Source organism: Fictibacillus sp. 18YEL24 (genome assembly GCF_015903855.1).
GTDB lineage: Bacteria > Bacillota > Bacilli > Bacillales > Fictibacillaceae > Fictibacillus > Fictibacillus phosphorivorans_C.
Window position 1 is genome coordinate 1 of the sequence record NZ_JACZDT010000013.1, and the last position, 18,587, is coordinate 18,587.

Below are 18,587 nucleotides of genomic sequence, written 5' to 3' on the forward strand. Positions count from 1 at the left end.
GTTTGTTAGCCGCTCGTTTTAGCGACTTTATTAGGATAACATCTTTATAAGAAGAAGTCAACCGTTTTTTAAAATTTGTTTCCCGCCTGCAACAATGTTTCATGTGTTGCGGCGACAAGAAATAATATATCACGTATTGTGATTCAAGGTCAATAGTTATTTTGAAATTACTTTAAATAAATGAAAAAAGGTTTAGAAAGCTGATTATCGCTCTCTAAACCTTGGTTTATGAATACTTGTAAATCCCCTAGTTCAAGATGAAGAATTCGATAGCTACTAGGGAAGCTATGCCGGGTAGTCCAGCAATTCCTGAGATCAGAGCGGTAAACGCATTGATCGGAATATGAATGTCATATGAGTTTCCGATGGCATTTAATAAGAAAAGCAATAGTGCACCAATACAAAAGCGTGTAATACCGAATCCGATCCAGCGTATTGGCCGCATTGGAGCACCTACTAGAAGCAGAACAAAGATGATAGTTCCAAGAATAGCGATTACCGTTATTGGCTCCATTCTATATTCCCCCTATACAACATCAAAGTTATTTACTAGTCATTGTATGGGAGTTGTCCAAAAAAAAGACCAGCAGTTATTTTAACTTGCTGGTCGTGACGTTTCTTTTTTTCGCTTCTTTTAATAAGAAGAAGTATTTTGATTCTGCTAGTTGAAGCTTAAAGATAACCTCTTCTGATGGCTCGACACTGCGTTCCACCATCTCTTTTTGGTGCATCCAGTCTATCTTTAGCTCATCAAGACTTTGAAGCAGCTCTTCATCTCCGGATCGCTTCAATCGCCCTTTTCGGGAAAAAAACATGCAAGCAACCCCTTTAGTTAGATTTCTCTTCTTCCTTCAAGCGCTTTGGATAGCGTTACTTCATCCGCATACTCCAAGTCTCCGCCTACAGGTAGGCCATGGGCAATACGAGTAATCTTGATACCCGTTGGTTTTAGAAGTCTTGCGATATACATGGCAGTGGCTTCTCCTTCAATGTTCGGATCAGTAGCCATGATAATTTCTTGAATGCCTTCATCTGTTAGACGCTTCAATAGTTCTGCAACTTTAATATCTTCTGGTCCTACGCCGTCCATTGGTGAGATGGCACCGTGAAGTACATGATAGAGTCCGCGGTATTCTTTCATTTTTTCCATCGCAATAACATCCTTGGAATCGTGGACAACACAGATCGTCGTTCGGTCTCTGCTTGAATCATCGCAGATCATACAAGGATCACGGTCAGTAATATGAAAGCAGTTGGAACAATAGATGAGCTGACGTTTCGCGTTAACGAGTGCTCGTCCAAAATCAAGCACGTCATCTTCTTTCATCTCCAATACGAAAAATGCCAGGCGAACCGCCGTTTTCGGTCCGATGCCCGGCAATTTCATAAAGCTTTCAATTAGTTTTGAGATCGGTTCAGGATAATGCATATCATATTCCTAGAACATTCCAGGAATGTTGAGTCCTTTTGTGAATTTGCCCATGTCTTGTGATACGAGTTCGTCAACTTTCTTAAGTGCATCGTTCGTAGCCGCTAGTACAAGGTCTTGAAGCATATCGATATCATCTGGATCTACCACTTCTTCTTTGATGATAATGTCGATGATCTCTTTGTGACCATTCGCTTTAACAGTAACCATACCGCCGCCAGCTGTACCTTCGATCACTTTATCTTTTAGTTCCTCTTGAGCTTTTGCCATGTCACGCTGCATTTTTTGCATTTGTTTCATCATATTGTTCATGTTGCCTTTCATCATCGTACAATTCCTCCTTTTATTCTTCCTCTTCTTTTATCTCAATTAAATCATCGCCAACTAATTTGATTGCCTCCGCGATGAGAGGGTCTTCTGTTTTTTCTTTTTCTTCAGAAGATGGCTGGCCTTGCTGTTGTTCTTTAATGAAATCAGCTTTTAGTTTCTGCCATTCTGGATCCAATATGGATAGCATGGACAGGTTCTTTCCTATTGTACTATAAACTGCGCTTTCAACATAGCTTCTGTTGTTCTCTTGAGATGCCATCTGACGGTGGATTTCATGCTGAAATGCCAGCAAAAAGATTTGATCTGAGCAAGCTACCGGCTCTGCACCTGAAAGAAGGGCATATGCACTTACTTTTTCAGAACGAATCTTATCTAAGATCTCTCCCCACATCCCTTTAAGCTGAACAAGGTTTGGTTTTTTTGCTTTTTTGAGCATCTCTTTCACTTGCGTTTGTGATGCGCCACCTTGTCCTCTTATCACACGTTTCTCTCTTGGAGCTTCTGCTTCGGTCTGGGAGGATGATCCGTTAGATGACCAACCGCCTTCTTTCATTTTTTTTAGTTCTTGTTCTAATTGCTCAATTCTTTGCATTAACGGTTCAACAGAAGGATTCCCTGCTTGAGAGGAGATCCCTTCTTGCTTTTGATAACAAATCTTGATGAAGGTTGTCTCTAAGAAAATCTTAGGATGGTTCGTCCATTTCATCTCTTGTTGTGCAGCATTTAACTGACCGATGATCGAATAGATGTCTTCTGCAGCTGTAGCATCTGCTAATCGTGCAAAGTCTTCGTCCGTTGAGACCCGTTCTAACAGCTCTTCTAATTGAGGTGCCGTTTTGTAGAGAAGCATATCTCTATAATAGTAGATAAGATCTCCTAAAAAGCGAACAGGATCTTTTCCTTCATGTAAAAGTTCTGTAGATAATGTAAGAGCTTTTGAAACATCTTTTTCTAAAAAGGCTTCTGCCATCTCAGAAAGATGTTTTTGTGAGGCTGAGCCGGTTACCGACAAAACATCTTCCACTCTTACTTTTTCATCACTGTAGGAGATCGCTTGGTCGAGGAGACTTAATGCGTCACGCATTCCGCCTTCTGCTGCTCTGGCTAGCAGTTGAAGGGCTTCTTCATCTACTTCGGTACCGTTAGCGTCGACGATCTGTCTCATTCGACCGATAATAGACTGTGAAGAAATCCGTTTAAAATCAAACCGCTGACATCGGGAAACGATCGTTGCCGGAATCTTATGCGGCTCTGTGGTTGCCAGAATAAAAATAACATGGCTTGGAGGTTCTTCTAATGTTTTTAACAAAGCGTTAAACGCACCAGTTGAAAGCATATGTACTTCATCTATGATATAGACTTTGTACGTAACAGAGGACGGCGCAAACTTTACTTTGTCCCGAATATCTCTTATATCATCCACACCTGTATTAGAGGCAGCATCGATCTCTAGTACATCAGATATCGAGCCGTTCGTGATTCCTCTACAAGCGTCACATTCATTACATGGCTCAGATACTGGAGCCCGTTCACAGTTAACAGCTTTGGCAATGATCTTTGCCGCACTTGTTTTACCCGTTCCTCGTGGTCCTGAAAACAGGTAGGCATGGGAAAGCTTGTCCTGCATCAAGGCATTTTGAATTGTTTTTGTAATGTGTTCCTGCCCGACCATATCTTCAAAGCTCTGTGGCCTCCATACGCGGTAGAGCGCTTGATAACTCATCCCTTTGCCTCCTTTATATCACTTCATTCTTTCTATATTATACTGAAACATTACAAAAAACTCACCCCTGAAACAAGGGTGAGTTATTGTTTATATATTAGAATGCCGCGCACCTCTCTTTGGAATAGTCAACCTATGCGTACAAACGCAGTTAGCTCAGTCCAGGTTGCCCCACGGCACACGAAGTGGTCCACTTACTGCTGCTTCCTTCCGGACCTGACAGGGTTCATGGGTCTCCGTTGCGCAGGACCCGGACATCAACACCACTTACGTCCGTCAGACCATACGTTGAACTAGCCGAGGAGAGGAATTCAACCTCGCTACAGCGGATTGCGAGTACAGGGCACCGCTACCTCCCCATCTAGCGCGACAAAGTGTATAACATTGTTAGATGCACAACTAAATGTGCAAGATTTAGTATACTATGTCCTTTTAAAAAAATCAACCGCAGGAGCACTAAAGCTCCTTTCTTCGCTCTTCCTTTTCCTTCCTTTTACGATCACGTAGTTTTTTGAAAAAACTTGAAAGAATTTGACCGCACGCTTCACTCTTTACACCTGCTACAACCTCACATTGGTGGTTAAAGCGTTCTTCTTGTAAAAGATTCATTAACGTTCCCGCACAGCCTCCTTTAGGATCAGCCGCTCCGTACACCACACGACTTACTCTTGAGAGGACAATCGCACCTGAGCACATCGCACATGGTTCTAGCGTTACGTATAGTGTTGCTCCTTCGAGTCGCCACGCTTCCTTATCTCTACACGCTTGATCAATGGCTAGAAGCTCTGCATGAGCAATCGCTCTTTGTTCGGCTTCACGCAGATTATGGGCTGTTGCGACAATCTCATCCTCTATGACTAAAATAGCCCCAATGGGAACCTCGCCGATATCCGCTGCTTTTTGTGCTTCTTCTAAAGCAAGCCCCATGTAAAATTCATCTTTTTCTAAGATCTCCATCATTTTCGCTCCAAAGTTTTAGTTGTAAGAGATTATACAAGAGGTTTTGCTAATAATAAAGAAAGGAATGGTTGTATAGATCAAATTCATTACTTCCTTTATATAGATAAGAATGACTTTTTATTAAATATGCTAAAACGAAAAGAGAGGATTCGTTATGGAAAAACAACATCAGCACGAGAACAATAAAATACCTGTCGCTCTGCTTATTATTGACGTGATCAACGACTTTAATTTTCCTGAGGCGCCACTTTTGTTAAAAACGTCTGCACCGATAGCCGATAAGATTCTGGAATTAAAAAAACGAGCAAAAAAAGAAAACATTCCGGTTATATATGTGAACGATAACTTCGGACAATGGCAGTCAGATAAACATAAGCTTGTTGATTATTGCTCCACACAATCCGGTGGTGAATTCGTAAAAAAATTGCAGCCTGACGATGATGATTTTTTTGTCGTGAAACCTAAGCATTCCGGATTTTTCTCGACACCATTATCTACTTTATTAAATGAACTTCGTATTCAAACTTTAATACTATGTGGAGTAGCAGGTAACATATGTGTTCTCTTTACAGCAAACGATGCTTATATGAGAGGTTATACACTTTATGCACCTGCTGATTGTTCCGCTTCTAATATAGAGGAAGATAACGAAAGAGCCTTAATATTAATGGAAAAGACATTGAATGCCGATATCAGCAAGAGCGAAGACTTAGATTTAAAAGCGATCATCGATCAGGCAAATGAAAACAAACATAAAACGATGTACTAAATAGCATATTTACCATTAACTTTTTACCGATAATCTCACCACCTTTTCCAAACGTATGCTACAATATTCTTTGTCTGTAATTTTTCGTTTGTTATTTATAAGGGAGGAAAAGGAAGATGAGTTCAACCCCCTTTATCGCAGTTGAAGGGCCGATTGGCGTAGGGAAAACATCGCTCGCAAAAGCTATTGCCGAGCACTATAACTTTCAATTATTGAAAGAGATTGTAGAGGAGAATCCTTTTCTCGGAAAATTTTACGACAACATCGATGAGTGGAGTTTTCAAACCGAGATGTTCTTTCTTTGCAACAGGTATAAACAGCTTGAAGAGATTCAAGGACAGTATTTATCTAAACAGATACCTGTCGTTTCTGATTATCATATCTTTAAGAACCGTATTTTTGCAGGTCGAACGCTAAAAGACGGAAATCTTCATAAATACATGCAGTGTTTTGATATCCTTACTGAGGATATGCCTGTACCGAACGTAATCATCTATTTAAACGCTAGCCTCGATACGTTGCTGGACCGCGTGCGTAAGCGTGGACGTTTTATCGAGCAAAATATGGAGCCTGCGTACTTAGAACAGTTAGCTGAAGATTACGAGACGTTCATGACTGCCTTTAAAAAGCAGCACCCGGAGATTCCTGTGCTCTCGTTTAACGGAGATGACTTAGATTTTGTTGCGTATGAAGCGGATAAAGAGAAAATCTTTTCCTTAATCGATGCAACTCTGAAAAAAGGAGAAGTTGCGCGATGAGTAAGCTCATACAATACGGAATCCCAAACGATGCTGTCATTACAGTGGCAGGTATGGTAGGTGCGGGTAAATCTACATTTACGAATGCACTTGCTGAAAAATTAAAGTTTCGTACATCCATGGAAAAAGTGGATAACAACCCATACTTAGAAAACTTTTATCATGATTTTAAGCGTTGGAGCTTCCACCTGCAGATTTTCTTTTTAGCAGAACGCTTCAAAGAGCAAAAAAGAATGTTCGACTATGGCGGCGGATTTGTGCAAGACCGTTCGATATATGAAGACACAGGTATATTTGCTCGCATGCACTTTGATAAAGGCAACATGTCTGATGTAGATTACGAAACGTATACTCACCTGTTTGAAGCGATGGTCATGACACCATACTTCCCGCAGCCTGATTGCTTGATATACTTAGAAGGCTCTCTTGATGATATCTTAGCTCGTATCCAAAAACGCGGACGTAAGATGGAGCAAGAAACACCGGTTTCTTATTGGGAAGAGATGTACGACCGCTATGAAAAGTGGATCGCTTCTTTTAATTCATGTCCTGTGCTTCGTGTGAACATCAATGATTACGATCTTCGCGATAATCCAGAGTCCATCGATCATATCGTAGAAAAGATTGCACAAAAGATTGAAGCGAAACGAGAAGTTCGCTTATAAACATAGAAAACCCCGGTTCTCATTCTAATGAGCTCCGGGGTTTTGTTATTTATTTCTTCATCCATTCTGGTTTTCCAAAGCCTTCGAACTCCTTATCGATCACTTCTTCAAACTCTTTCGATTCCACTACCTTCTTAATATCTTTTGCAAATGCAGAATCAACATCCTTCGTGTTCACCACAACACGGTTACGGTACGTGTCCGGCATGTTCTCTAATTGAATCGCATCCAATAAGTCCATCTTTGCTGCGAGTGCAAAGTTACCAGGTACAGCTGCAACATCTGCACTTTGTACAGCACGTGGAAGCTGCGCCGCTTCTAATGGTTTGAACACAAGCTTCTTAGGGTTATCCTGAACATCTTTTTCAGAAGCTGTTAGTTCGTTGATTCCTTCTTTAATAGTGATCAGTTTTGCATCTTCAAGCATGAGCAACGTACGCGCTAAGTTAACTGGGTCGTTCGGAATAGCGACCGTGCTTCCTTCTTTTATATCTTTAACCGATTTGAATTTCTCAGAATAGAGACCCATCGGTGCTGTTGGAACGATGATGACTTCTGACAGCTTTAAGTTCTTTTCTTTTGCAAAATTCTCCATGTACACTTTGTGCTGAAAAAGGTTCGCATCTAGATCGCCTTTTGATAGTGCCATGTTTGGTTGAATATAGTCGCTGAATTCAATGACTTTTACTTTATATCCTTTTTTCTCAAGTGAGGGCTTGATCGCTTTGTTGACCATGTCTGTGTATGGTCCTGCTGTTGCGCCGAGGGTTACTTCTTTATCTTTTGATGCATCTGATGATGATGAGCATCCTGCTAAGCCGAAAGCGAGCAGAGCTGTTAGTAGTGTAAGTATGATTTTTTTCATGTTGATCCCCTTTTAAAATCGTTTTTGCAAATACTAGATGCAATTGTGGAAGTCGTTGATTTCCGTTCCAGATGCTCCCTTTCCGGGGGGCGTGCGGTGAGCCTCCCTAGCTTTGCGCTGGCGGGGTCTCACCTGTCACGCTGATCCCCCAGGAGTCTCGCATCTTGCACTCCAATCAACTTGCCAATGATGTCTTTTAAACCTAAACCTTTAAAGATGAATCTTTTCTCGTCTTACCTTTAGAAAAAAATTATCTTTTATTTACTGCCTTTGCTGCACCGTCTCCGATTACTTGCATGAGCTGGACGATTACGATTAGTAGTATGACAGTTGTTAGCATGATCGTGTTGTCGTAGCGATAGTAGCCGAAGCGGATTGCGAAGTCTCCGATTCCTCCGCCGCCGACGATGCCGGCCATGGCTGAATAACCTAGCAAGCTGATAGCTGTGACTGTTATCGCTTGAACGATTCCTGGCTTCGCTTCTGGTAGAAGCACTTCACGGATGATCATCCATGGCGTAGCGCCTACTGCAACGGCCGCTTCAATCACGCCTTTATCGATTTCTCGTAATGACGTTTCTACGAGCCTTGCAAAGAATGGTATGGCTGCGACAGACAGTGAGACAGATGCTGCTGTTGGCCCGATCGTCGTGCCTGTAATCAGTTGTGTTAACGGTAATAATGCGACTAATAGAATGATGAATGGCACTGAGCGGATCAAGTTTACAAGAATGCCCGCTATCTGTTTGATCCACGCATTCTCAAATAATAATCCTTTGTCCGTTACAAATAGGATGATTCCAAGCGGCAAGCCGACCACTAATGATACACCGAGTGATATAGCCACCATATATAACGTTTCGAAGAATGCTTTATTCAGATCTGGAAGGATGTTTAAAATAGAATCAAGCAACTTGTTTCACCACCTCAAGATTTTCTATGCGACTTTCAATATAAGAGATCGCTCGCTTTACTTCGGCTTCTTCACCGACAAGTTCCATGATGAAGATACCAAGCGGCGTGTCTTGAATATATTCGATCTTACCGTGAAGGATATTCCCTTTTACACGATAGTTTTGGAAAAGCTCAGAAACTACAGCTTCTTCTGCAATGGCTCCTTTGAACTGAATCTTGATCACTGTTCCTTTTCTGTTCTTTAGAAGAGGTTCTGGTAGATCCATCTGGATAACAGAGCTGATGAACGTTTTTGTGAGCTCTTTTTCTGGATTAGCAAAAATGTTATACACATCACCAGACTCGATGATTTCTCCATCCTGCATGATAGCCATTCGGTGGCAGATTTCTTTTACCACTTCCATCTCATGCGTGATCAGCACGATCGTAATGCCTAACTTTTTATTGATGGACTTCAGCAAGGAAAGGATCGATTTTGTTGTATTCGGATCAAGAGCTGAAGTAGCTTCATCACAAAGTAATACCTTCGGATCGTTGGCCAGAGCTCTCGCAATACCAACACGCTGTTTCTGACCACCACTCAGCTGAGAAGGGTACTGATCTTTTTGATTCTCTAATCCCACCAGTTTCAACAACTCGTTTGTTTTACTGGTGATTTCTTCTTTCGTTTTTCCAGCTGCTTTTAAAGCGAAGGCAATGTTCTCAAAAACGGTCTTCGCACTGATCAAATGAAAATGCTGAAAGATCATGCCGATCTTCAGGCGCTCCTCGCGCAACTCCTTTTTTCCTAGCTTGGTGATTGAGATGCCATCGATCTTGATTTCCCCTGATGTTGGTTTTTCTAATAAGTTGAGACAGCGTAACAACGAGCTCTTTCCAGCCCCGCTATATCCTACAATGCCAAAGATCTCACCTTTTTCAATCGTCAGTGATACATTTTTTACCCCGACGATCTCTTTGCCCTTTACTTTATATAATTTAGTAACGTCATTGATCTCGATCATATGTCCTCCCCCTTACAATATAAAAAAGCCCTCTTCATTCCATGGAAGAGGGCGAATAAGTAAACATCGACTTATCTTCCAGAATGAATCATCATTCTGCAGGAAGTAGCACCGTTCCATTATGGAGGTTGCCGGACGTCATAGGGCCTGATCCCTCGGTCTCTCTGAATAAGTATTGCATTATTGGATTAAGTTATAGTTGTCATCATACGCTCTGTCTAAAAGTTCTGTCAATACTTAATTTTATCACTTTAAAGTGTTAGCGCTTACATCATTGAGTGTAAAGGTTTAAAATTTTTATGGGTTTTCTCCGAGATTTTGAATGGGGACGATTTGCGATTGAGATGCTCTCATTAGTAAGTGCAAAAAAACACAACAAAAAACCTCATCCGAGAAACTCAGATGAGGTTGAATATGTATATGGAGGAGGTAGAGGGATTCGAACCCCCGCGGGTCGTTAAACCCCTGTCGGTTTTCAAGACCGATCCCTTCAGCCGGACTTGGGTATACCTCCGTGTGACTGACAAGAACTATAATAACATGCTAATAAATAAAGTGTCAACGGTTTTTAATAACTTTTTTTGTTTTTTTATTTGGCTTTTTTGGAGGTATGATTTTACGGTACGTGTTTTTATTTTCATTACACGTTCACCGCTAAAACCGTGCTTACCACCTGAGACCTAAAGACTTTCACCTGTAGATCCTACTTTATCACCAGTAATCGCCATCTTACCACCTGAAATCTTCTTCCCACCACCGATAATAATACTTTTGCACCCCGTAAACATAACAAAAGCTGACTCTAAAGGCCCCTCTGGATACCTTTTCTGAGTCAGCTTCTTCATTTGTTTACTTGATTACTTCTTTATTCCCCATATAAGGACGAAGAACTTCAGGAATGACTACAGTTCCGTCTTCTTGTTGATAGTTCTCTAAGATTGCGGCTACTGTACGACCGATCGCAAGGCCTGATCCATTTAGCGTATGAACGAATTCCGGCTTCCCTTTCGCATCACGGCGGAAACGAATTTGAGCACGGCGCGCTTGGAAATCTTCAAAGTTAGAGCAAGAAGAAATCTCGCGGTACTCACCGTAGCTTGGAAGGTATACTTCGATATCATATTTCTTAGCTGCTGTGAAGCCTAGATCAGCCGTACACATGCTCAGCACGCGATATGGAAGATTAAGCAACTGAAGTACTTTTTCAGCGTGTCCTGTAAGCTTCTCGAGCTCTTCATAAGAATCCTCAGGTTTAACGAAGCGTACAAGCTCTACTTTATTGAACTGATGCTGACGGATTAAACCTCGCGTGTCGCGTCCTGCAGATCCCGCTTCAGAACGGAAACAAGCGCTGTACGCTGCATACGTGATCGGAAGGTCTTCAGCAGTTAGAATCTCTTCTCGGTGCATGTTCGTTACAGGAACCTCAGAAGTTGGAATCAAGAAATAGTCTTCTTCGCGAATTTTGAACGCATCTTCTTCAAACTTTGGAAGCTGACCAGTACCTGTCATGCTTTGACGGTTAACCATGTATGGAGGCAGTACTTCAGTATAGCCATGCTCGTCTTCGTGTAGATCCATCATAAAGTTGATAAGAGCACGCTCTAGACGAGCTCCTAGACCTTTATAAAAAGCAAAACGGCTGCCTGTTACTTTTGCTCCACGTTCAAAATCAACGATGTTTAGTTCAGTCGCTATATCCCAGTGAGGTTTTGCTTCGAAAGCAAACTCAGGAACATCTCCCCAGTGACGTACAGGTACGTTATCATCCTCAGTCTCACCTACAGGAACACTTTCATGCGGTATGTTAGGCAACGTCAGCATGATAGCATGAAGATCTTCTTCGACTTGGCGAAGCTCATCATCCATCGTTTTAATCTTATCGCCTACTTCGCGCATCTCTGTGATGAGGTGGTCAGCGTCTTTTTTCTCACGCTTGAACTCTGCAACTTGTTTAGATACTTCATTACGCTTAGATTTTAGTGCTTCCGTTTCACCGATTAACTCGCGGCGGCGCTGATCTAATGCTTCGAACTGATCTAATCCAGAGAGGTCTTCTCCACGTGCAGATAACTTTTCTTTTACTTCTTCAAAATTGGCACGAACAAATTTTAAATCTAACATGTTTATGTCCTCCTTTAGTTTATAAAAAATCACGGTTTTCTTTTGCTTTGCAGTTATTGAAAGTAGTTGACTACGTTTTTAGGTCGCTCGCTTTCCGCGGGGTGTGCGGTGAGCCTCCTAGCGCTATGCGTTTTAGGAGGCTCACCTGCTCACTCATCCCGCAGGAGTCTCGCACCTTACACTTCGTTCAACCTTCCAAAGAAGTTAAGTTCAATCATGCCTTAGATGTCACATGAGAAAACAAAAAACTCCCGCCCGCTATCTCTAATAAAAATTAGAAATAGGGACGAGAGTTAACCCGCGTTGCCACCCTAATTGCAATAGAATTTCTATTGCCGGCTCGATTACATGTAACGGTTCTTCACCGGAAAAGCTTACTGAACGTTCAGCTCTTCACTCGAGGATGGATTCACAAAACACTTTGATCGGTTTTCACCAGCCACCGACTCTCTAAACAAAGTAATTTTTGCTACTAGTTCCTGTCATTGATTTTTTATAATGATTTTATAGTAATGTACAGCATTTTTGTATTTTATGCAACTACTTCTTTAGCCGATTGTACCATTTTTACAAAATATTGATGAAGTCTGTAGTCGTCTGTTAGCTCTGGATGGAAAGCTGCACAGAGGAAATGTCCTTGTTTAGCCGCTACGATTCGATCGTTATGCTTCGATAGAATCTCTACTTCCGGGCCAACTTCAACGATAAATGGTGCTCGGATAAATACGCCCGTATAATCTTCCCCTACACCATGTATCATGAGATCTGCTTCAAAACTGTCCACCTGACGCCCGAACGCATTACGCTCAACCGTCATATCGATCAGTTCAAGGTGTGCTGAATCTTGTCCTTGGATGCGTTTAGCCATCAAGATCAATCCTGCACATGTGCCGAAAACTGGTTTGTTTTGAGCAAACTTCTTTAAAGGTTCTAGGAAATGATATTTATCGATCAATCGTCTCATCGCTGTACTTTCGCCGCCTGGCATCACTAACCCGTCTAGGTCTGCAAGTTCATCTACACGCTTTACCGCTACTGCTTCTGCTCCGCTTGCTTCAATCGCTGCTACATGCTCGCGTACCGCACCTTGTAAGGCTAATACTCCGATTTTTAGCATGGATTTACCAGCCTCGCTCCTGCATACGCTCACCGTGAGCTAGCGTTGAGATATCGATCCCTTTCATAGCCGTTCCGAGACCTTTAGATAGTTCAGCGATTAGTTTGTAGTCTTGGTAGTGCGTTGTAGCTTCAACAATAGCACGAGCAAACTTTTCTGGGTTTTCTGACTTGAAGATTCCTGATCCGACAAATACACCATCAGCGCCAAGTTCCATCATGAGTGCTGCATCTGCTGGTGTTGCGATTCCGCCAGCTGCAAAGTTAACGACAGGCAGCTTGCCCGCTTTTTTGATTTGAAGAAGAACTTCGAAAGGTGCACCTAAGTTCTTAGCTTCTGTCATGAGCTCGTCTTCACTCATAGCAACTACTTTACGAATCTGACCTTGAATCATTCTCATGTGGCGTACCGCTTCAACGATGTTACCTGTTCCAGGCTCACCCTTTGTACGAAGCATGGATGCACCCTCAGCGATACGGCGTGACGCTTCACCAAGATCACGTGCTCCACATACGAAAGGTACTGTGTAATCGCTCTTCAATAAGTGGAAAACTTCATCCGCTGGAGTTAGAACTTCACTCTCATCGATATAGTCAACACCCATTGCTTCAAGAACACGTGCTTCAACGATATGACCGATACGCGCCTTCGCCATTACGGGAATAGAAACAGCATTCAAAACTTCTTCTGTGATTGTAGGATCAGCCATACGCGCTACTCCGCCTGCAGCACGAATATCTGAAGGAACACGCTCAAGTGCCATTACGGCTACTGCTCCTGCAGCTTCCGCAATACGAGCTTGTTCTGCGTTTACAACGTCCATGATGACGCCGCCTTTTTGCATTTCTGCCATTCCTCTTTTTACACGTTCAGTACCTGTTTTTAACATGCTTACTACCCCCTGAATTATATGTGTTATAACAACAATTTTCGGTTGTTTTAAGATAAAACTAGTATTCTCATCTATTTTATCGCAAATCAAAAAAAGCGCAACTCTCTATATTTTCAGAAAAAAAGAAGCTCCTCAGCAAATGCTAAAGAACTTCTAGAATCGTATAAAATTAAAACCAGCCTTTAACCATGTCAACGGCACCAGACCAAAGTCCGCCAAAGAATCCGCCAACACCGCGTAACGCAAGAACGAACCAGTTCGCTTTTTCAACAGATTGAGTCGTTACTACTTCTGTCTTGCCTTTTGTTTCACCATCGATTAGGTAGCCATAGTCTTCACTGCTGCCTGTATACTCAACATTGATATGACCGACAACTTCACCTTTTTTAACAGGTGCTGTCAGTTCGCCATCTTTTGTCATCTTCTTCTTATCCATAACAAATTTAGGCTTATAGTTTTCTTTCTCTCCTCTTTTAATCACCATAGAAAGAGGTTCTTTTGTAGCAACTTTAACTTCTTTTTCCTTACCTTTTACGACAGGTACTGTTTTGTTGCTCTTTACTTGATAGTTATCAGGTAAGATCTGCTCTTTTTCAAAGTTTGCAAATCCAAAATCAAATAGTTTCTTCGTTTCTTTAAATCGATCCAAGCGAGTTCCTGTTTTCATAACAACTGAAATAAGACGAGTATCTCCTTTTTTCACTGTACCTGTAAAACAGTTACCTGCGATATCTGTAGATCCTGTTTTTAATCCGTCTACTCCCTCATAGCCACTATTGAGCTCAGGAAGCATCCAGTTCCAGTTCTCCATCTGAATTTCGTCATCCGTGCCCGCGCGGAATTTCAAACGTGGAACACTTGCTGTTTCTAATACTTCTGGATGATCTTTAAGTAAGTTGTAAGCTAGAATAGCAGTAGCACGAGGACTCATCATGTTCTCGTCTGTTTCACTGCCTGAATTATGGTTGCCGAAAAGGTCTTTATTATTAAGGCCCGAAGAGTTCACGAAGTTGAAATCTTTCATCCCTAGTTCTTTAGCCTTGGCATTCATCTTTTTAACGAACTCACCTTCAGAGCCCGCGATTAGTTCTGATAATGCGATCGTTGCTCCATTAGCAGAATAGATCGCCATCGCTTGGTATAACTCACGAACTGTATATTTTTCATCTACACGCAATGGTACGTTTGATAATGTTCGGTTTTGAGAAATCTTATGGGCATATTCAGAAATACTTGTTTTCTGATCCCAAGATATCTTTTTCTTGTCAATGGCTTCTAGTAATAGGTATTCGGTCATCATCTTACTCATACTTGCAGGAGCGAGTAACTTATCAGCATTTTTCTGATATAATATTTTCCCCGTTTCTGCATCCACAAGTATAGCCCCTTCAGCTGCTACATCTAAAGACGGTGCCGCACTTGCTGACTTTGAAAATCCTAATAAACTCGTCGTAAAAAATGAAAAAATCAGTGTCACCACTAAAAGTTGTTTTATCTTGCTGTTCAAAAAACTGCACCTCCAAACCCATTTACACACAAAAGTTATTGTACCATACACATTTTCAAAAAAATAGACAGAGGTTATACCTCTGTCCTAAAAATGTGTCTTTAGACTGAATAATTTGGTGCTTCTTTAGTAATTTGAACTTGGTGCGGATGACTCTCGCGAAGTCCAGCACCCGTAATTTTTACAAAACGGGAATCATTTTGAAGCTCATCGATCGTTGCTGTTCCACAATACCCCATACCTGAACGGATACCGCCAACTAACTGATAGATCGTATCAGCCAATGGTCCTTTATAAGGTAAGCGTCCTTCGATACCTTCTGGAACAAGCTTCTTATTATTTTCCTGGAAATAGCGGTCGCTGCTACCTCGCTCCATCGCTCCGACAGAACCCATGCCGCGATACACTTTAAATTGACGTCCTTGGAAAATTTCACGCTCTCCTGGACTCTCAGACACACCAGCAAGCATACTGCCCAGCATAACAGCATGTCCGCCTGCTGCGATCGCTTTAACGATATCTCCAGAGTATTTGATACCACCATCTGCAATGATCGGTACACCATACTTCTTCGCTTCTGTTGCACAATCATAAACGGCAGTTACTTGTGGTACTCCCACACCAGCAACAACACGTGTCGTACAGATCGAACCAGGTCCGATTCCTACTTTTACAACACTCGCTCCTGCTTCGATCAGATCACGAGTCGCCTCTGCAGTAGCAACGTTTCCTGCAATGATTGTTAATTTAGGATAAGCATCCCTTACTTCACGAACTTTTTGAAGAACTCCTTCAGAATGTCCATGAGCCGTATCGATAACAATTGCATCCACACCTGCTTGTACTAACTTCTCTACACGTAAAAGGGCATCCTTTGTAACACCTACTGCAGCTCCTACTAACAAACGTCCTTGTGAGTCTTTTGCAGAGTTCGGGAATTCAATTACTTTTTCGATATCTTTAATAGTGATCAAGCCTTGTAGCGTACCTTCATCATCTACGAGTGGAAGCTTTTCGATTTTATATTGCTGAAGCGTTTTTTCAGCTTCTTTTAACGTAGTGCCAACTGGTGCAGTCACTAAGTTTTCTTTTGTCATCACATCTGAGATCTTAATGGAGTAATCCTGAACAAAACGCAAATCACGGTTCGTTAAGATACCTACTAATTTTTTGTCTGCATCTACGATCGGTACACCGCTGATACGATATTTACCCATCAAATGCTCAGCGTCAAAAACTTGATGCTCAGGTGTCAGGTAGAACGGGTCTGTGATTACGCCACTTTCAGAACGTTTAACACGGTCGATCTGTTCTGCTTGTTCTTCAATAGACATGTTCTTGTGTACAATTCCTAAACCGCCTTGTCTAGCCATAGCGATCGCCATGTTTGCTTCTGTTACTGTATCCATACCAGCACTGATAATCGGAATGTTCAATTGCACCGTATCAGATAACCTCGTTTTAATCGAAACATCACCAGGCAGAACTGACGATTTCGCTGGAATTAATAACACATCATCAAAGGTTAAACCTTCTTTTGCAAACTTATCTTGCCACATACCTTAACCACCCCTTCAAATTTATCTTCCTGAAAAATATTATTTGTAGATTATCAACTGGGTACACTAGTGTCAAGGAATACAAAATATGTTCGATTTTTCAAATAATTTAAGAAGAGAGGAATGACGAAGAAATGATGACACAACATGACACTTGGGCTTTATTCGATATGTTCTTTTCCTCTCAAAAATCGCAGCAATTCTTGAGTAAACAATATCTTCAACTAAACATAGATGACAGCAACGGCAAAAGCTTTGATAATACATATGGGTTTATTTACTATATCGAGCATGGAAAGAAATATTATAATCTCGCCGATCAAGCCCCTGTTGAGCTAAAGCCTGTACTTCTGTTTTATGGCATGACTCAGCTTATGAAAGCATGCATACTCTGCAGCGATCCAGACTATCCCGATTCAAGTGCCGTTCTTGCACACGGGCTCTCTACAAGAAAAAGAAAGAAAAGAAGCTATGAGTTTCTATATGATGAAGTGAAAGTACAACGAACAGGTCTGTTCAATCATTTTTGTGAAAAAGTGTTTCACATGAAACATATTGAGGGAGAAAAATTTACGATGGTGTCTCTTCTTCAAACTGTGCCAGAGTTAAGTTCATTGTTTAAGCAAATGAACGGTGATGTTCACCTTGTGAAGATGTATAAGGAAAATGAGTCAACATTCTATCTTCCCAAAAATGTTAACGATCACCTACATATGTCATTAGAACGATTTAGTGAATATATGAACAGCTTGTTTCCGTCAAAGTTTTCTTTAAGTTTGGGTGGAAGTAGTGATAGGATGCAGCTTGTTTTTGGGGAGAATGAACCGTTACGGCCTTTTGATTGCTTTCCGTTATCGTATCATCATCAAGAAAACACGTACTACTTGCCTGTAAACCGTGAACTTCTGCAATCTCCTGCGCTTAATGAATTTATGGTTCATTATGTGATCCTTTACAACTTAAGTATGTTGAGTAGATACGATACGGAATGGTGGAGCGAGCTATTTCATACGTATACTTCTGAAGAATTACCCTATATACAGCAGTTTCTAAACATTACAGCTAAAAAGATTCCATACCTTTTTGGTATGATGCTGCAGATGAGGAATTGAGGGTTGGTTTCTTGGTTATAGTGCTGTGTTAGAGCAAGTGTAAATGTCGTGTCGAAAATCGGATAAAGATTTTTATCTGCGGATATATGATGGAGTTTTACGGATATATTCAGGGTTACCTCGTATAAAAATAAGATTACCTTGTAATTGTGTGGGTTGTGGTTAATGGGAGAGCTGAGTTAGTGGTTTGGGAGGGTAGATCAAGGGTGTTTTTGTGGGGTTTTGGTTTGGGTGTTGGGTGGTGGAGCTGCTTGAAGTGCTTTTGGGATGGATTTTTAGGGGTTTTGCTGAGGAATATGGCGTTTTGGAAGATGGCCACAGCCATCTTCTTCCTATTTTGAGGGTTTTGAGTGGGTGTGAAGTGTTTTGGCCGGCGTACTGCAAATACCACGCTGGGTATCTCCATGGTCTAATTAAGTCGGAATGCACAAAATTAAGCCGTAAGAAGAGTGAATTAAGTTGAAACGAGACTCAATTAAGTCAAAAATCAAAAATAAAGGCATTTCGCTAATTCTCGACAACCGCTCCCTGCCCGATCCATGCTCTATACCCCCGAGCCTTCTAACCCCACACCCCTAATAGAAAGTTTGGCAGCCGCCAAACCACCTTTTTCTCCTTTTATATATTTTTTGAGATTTAGACTTCAAAATATCTTGTTCTTGTTCTCCTTTGACCGTTGATTGGAGTGGAAGGTGCGAGACTCCTACGGGACAGGCGGGCAGGTGAGACACTTAAAAGTGAAACGTCCGAATGTGGCTCACCGCCTGCCCCGTGGAAAGCGAGCAGCCTGCAACGGAAATCAACCCTTTCAAAAACAACAAAGTTTATACAAACAGTCTTTTAAACACACAAAAAAAG

19 protein-coding genes, 1 tRNA gene, 1 other RNA gene, 1 riboswitch and 1 other annotated feature are annotated in these 18,587 nt (G+C 41.6%); of the genes, 4 read left to right on the forward strand and 17 right to left on the reverse strand.

The window, feature by feature from the left end:
- Positions 1 to 247: 247 nt before the first annotated feature.
- From HU823_RS21525 to tadA, 7 genes are all read right to left on the reverse strand, one after another.
- Positions 248 to 514: a pro-sigmaK processing inhibitor BofA family protein gene (locus HU823_RS21525; protein WP_066390460.1), complete on the reverse strand. Its 267-nt coding sequence runs from the start codon at positions 512 to 514 to the stop codon at positions 248 to 250.
- Between the two features lie 76 nt (positions 515 to 590).
- Positions 591 to 815, reverse strand: a complete 225-nt coding sequence (locus HU823_RS21530) for a YaaL family protein (RefSeq protein WP_066390458.1) — start codon at positions 813 to 815, stop codon at positions 591 to 593.
- Between the two features lie 17 nt (positions 816 to 832).
- Positions 833 to 1,429, reverse strand: a complete 597-nt coding sequence (gene recR / locus HU823_RS21535; RefSeq protein ID WP_066242586.1) for a recombination mediator RecR — start codon at positions 1,427 to 1,429, stop codon at positions 833 to 835.
- Positions 1,430 to 1,438: 9 nt separating this feature from the next.
- Positions 1,439 to 1,756: a YbaB/EbfC family nucleoid-associated protein gene (locus HU823_RS21540; protein WP_370630164.1), complete on the reverse strand. Its 318-nt coding sequence runs from the start codon at positions 1,754 to 1,756 to the stop codon at positions 1,439 to 1,441.
- Between the two features lie 16 nt (positions 1,757 to 1,772).
- Complete coding sequence (dnaX, locus tag HU823_RS21545) at positions 1,773 to 3,482, reverse strand: DNA polymerase III subunit gamma/tau (RefSeq protein WP_197223310.1); 1,710 nt, start codon at positions 3,480 to 3,482, stop codon at positions 1,773 to 1,775.
- 105 nt (positions 3,483 to 3,587) lie between these two features.
- Positions 3,588 to 3,852, reverse strand: an RNA gene (gene ffs, locus HU823_RS21550) — signal recognition particle sRNA large type.
- A gap of 86 nt (positions 3,853 to 3,938) precedes the next feature.
- Positions 3,939 to 4,442, reverse strand: a complete 504-nt coding sequence (gene tadA / locus HU823_RS21555) for a tRNA adenosine(34) deaminase TadA (protein WP_231607596.1) — start codon at positions 4,440 to 4,442, stop codon at positions 3,939 to 3,941.
- A 154-nt stretch (positions 4,443 to 4,596) separates the two neighbouring features.
- Here tadA and HU823_RS21560 point away from each other — a divergent pair, with 154 nt between their 5' ends.
- The 3 genes from HU823_RS21560 (at position 4,597) to HU823_RS21570 (ending at position 6,634) form a co-directional block, all read left to right on the forward strand.
- Positions 4,597 to 5,211 carry an isochorismatase family cysteine hydrolase gene (locus tag HU823_RS21560; protein ID WP_197223311.1) on the forward strand — a complete coding sequence of 205 codons (615 nt, stop codon included), beginning with the start codon at positions 4,597 to 4,599 and terminating at the stop codon, positions 5,209 to 5,211.
- Positions 5,212 to 5,327: 116 nt separating this feature from the next.
- The gene (locus HU823_RS21565; protein WP_066390445.1) at positions 5,328 to 5,969 is read left to right on the forward strand and encodes a deoxynucleoside kinase; all 642 of its coding nucleotides are present in this window, start codon (positions 5,328 to 5,330) and stop codon (positions 5,967 to 5,969) included.
- Positions 5,966 to 6,634, forward strand: coding sequence for a deoxynucleoside kinase (locus tag HU823_RS21570; RefSeq protein ID WP_066390443.1), 669 nt, complete (start codon positions 5,966 to 5,968; stop codon positions 6,632 to 6,634). Before HU823_RS21565 ends, HU823_RS21570 begins: the two co-directional genes overlap by 4 nt.
- A 49-nt stretch (positions 6,635 to 6,683) precedes the next feature.
- On the opposite strand, the gene HU823_RS21575 is transcribed toward HU823_RS21570, so the two are convergent.
- From HU823_RS21575 to guaB, 10 genes are all read right to left on the reverse strand, one after another.
- Positions 6,684 to 7,499: a MetQ/NlpA family ABC transporter substrate-binding protein gene (locus HU823_RS21575; protein WP_197223312.1), complete on the reverse strand. Its 816-nt coding sequence runs from the start codon at positions 7,497 to 7,499 to the stop codon at positions 6,684 to 6,686.
- Between the two features lie 250 nt (positions 7,500 to 7,749).
- Positions 7,750 to 8,412, reverse strand: coding sequence for a methionine ABC transporter permease (locus HU823_RS21580; RefSeq protein WP_225219028.1), 663 nt, complete (start codon positions 8,410 to 8,412; stop codon positions 7,750 to 7,752).
- A complete protein-coding gene (locus HU823_RS21585; RefSeq protein WP_197223313.1) occupies positions 8,405 to 9,418 on the reverse strand; it encodes a methionine ABC transporter ATP-binding protein in 1,014 nt (337 codons plus the stop codon). Before HU823_RS21585 ends, HU823_RS21580 begins: the two co-directional genes overlap by 8 nt.
- A gap of 68 nt (positions 9,419 to 9,486) precedes the next feature.
- Positions 9,487 to 9,593, reverse strand: a riboswitch (SAM riboswitch).
- 246 nt (positions 9,594 to 9,839) lie between these two features.
- A tRNA-Ser gene (locus tag HU823_RS21590) sits at positions 9,840 to 9,932 on the reverse strand.
- Between the two features lie 166 nt (positions 9,933 to 10,098).
- Positions 10,099 to 10,263, reverse strand: a complete 165-nt coding sequence (locus HU823_RS21595; RefSeq protein ID WP_197223314.1) for a hypothetical protein — start codon at positions 10,261 to 10,263, stop codon at positions 10,099 to 10,101.
- A gap of 4 nt (positions 10,264 to 10,267) precedes the next feature.
- The gene (gene serS, locus HU823_RS21600; protein ID WP_197223315.1) at positions 10,268 to 11,542 is read right to left on the reverse strand and encodes a serine--tRNA ligase; all 1,275 of its coding nucleotides are present in this window, start codon (positions 11,540 to 11,542) and stop codon (positions 10,268 to 10,270) included.
- A 279-nt stretch (positions 11,543 to 11,821) separates the two neighbouring features.
- Positions 11,822 to 12,037, reverse strand: a binding site (T-box leader).
- Between the two features lie 37 nt (positions 12,038 to 12,074).
- Positions 12,075 to 12,659, reverse strand: a complete 585-nt coding sequence (pdxT, locus tag HU823_RS21605) for a pyridoxal 5'-phosphate synthase glutaminase subunit PdxT (protein ID WP_197223316.1) — start codon at positions 12,657 to 12,659, stop codon at positions 12,075 to 12,077.
- Between the two features lie 4 nt (positions 12,660 to 12,663).
- Positions 12,664 to 13,548, reverse strand: coding sequence for a pyridoxal 5'-phosphate synthase lyase subunit PdxS (pdxS, locus tag HU823_RS21610; RefSeq protein ID WP_066390422.1), 885 nt, complete (start codon positions 13,546 to 13,548; stop codon positions 12,664 to 12,666).
- A 172-nt stretch (positions 13,549 to 13,720) separates the two neighbouring features.
- A complete protein-coding gene (locus HU823_RS21615) occupies positions 13,721 to 15,031 on the reverse strand; it encodes a D-alanyl-D-alanine carboxypeptidase family protein (RefSeq protein WP_313957547.1) in 1,311 nt (436 codons plus the stop codon).
- Positions 15,032 to 15,159: 128 nt separating this feature from the next.
- Positions 15,160 to 16,617 (reverse strand): IMP dehydrogenase, encoded by a 1,458-nt coding sequence (gene guaB, locus HU823_RS21620; RefSeq protein ID WP_066390420.1) that lies wholly within the window; start codon positions 16,615 to 16,617, stop codon positions 15,160 to 15,162.
- 134 nt (positions 16,618 to 16,751) lie between these two features.
- Here guaB and HU823_RS21625 point away from each other — a divergent pair, with 134 nt between their 5' ends.
- Positions 16,752 to 17,729, forward strand: coding sequence for a YaaC family protein (locus HU823_RS21625; RefSeq protein WP_197223317.1), 978 nt, complete (start codon positions 16,752 to 16,754; stop codon positions 17,727 to 17,729).
- Positions 17,730 to 18,587 lie beyond the last annotated feature (858 nt).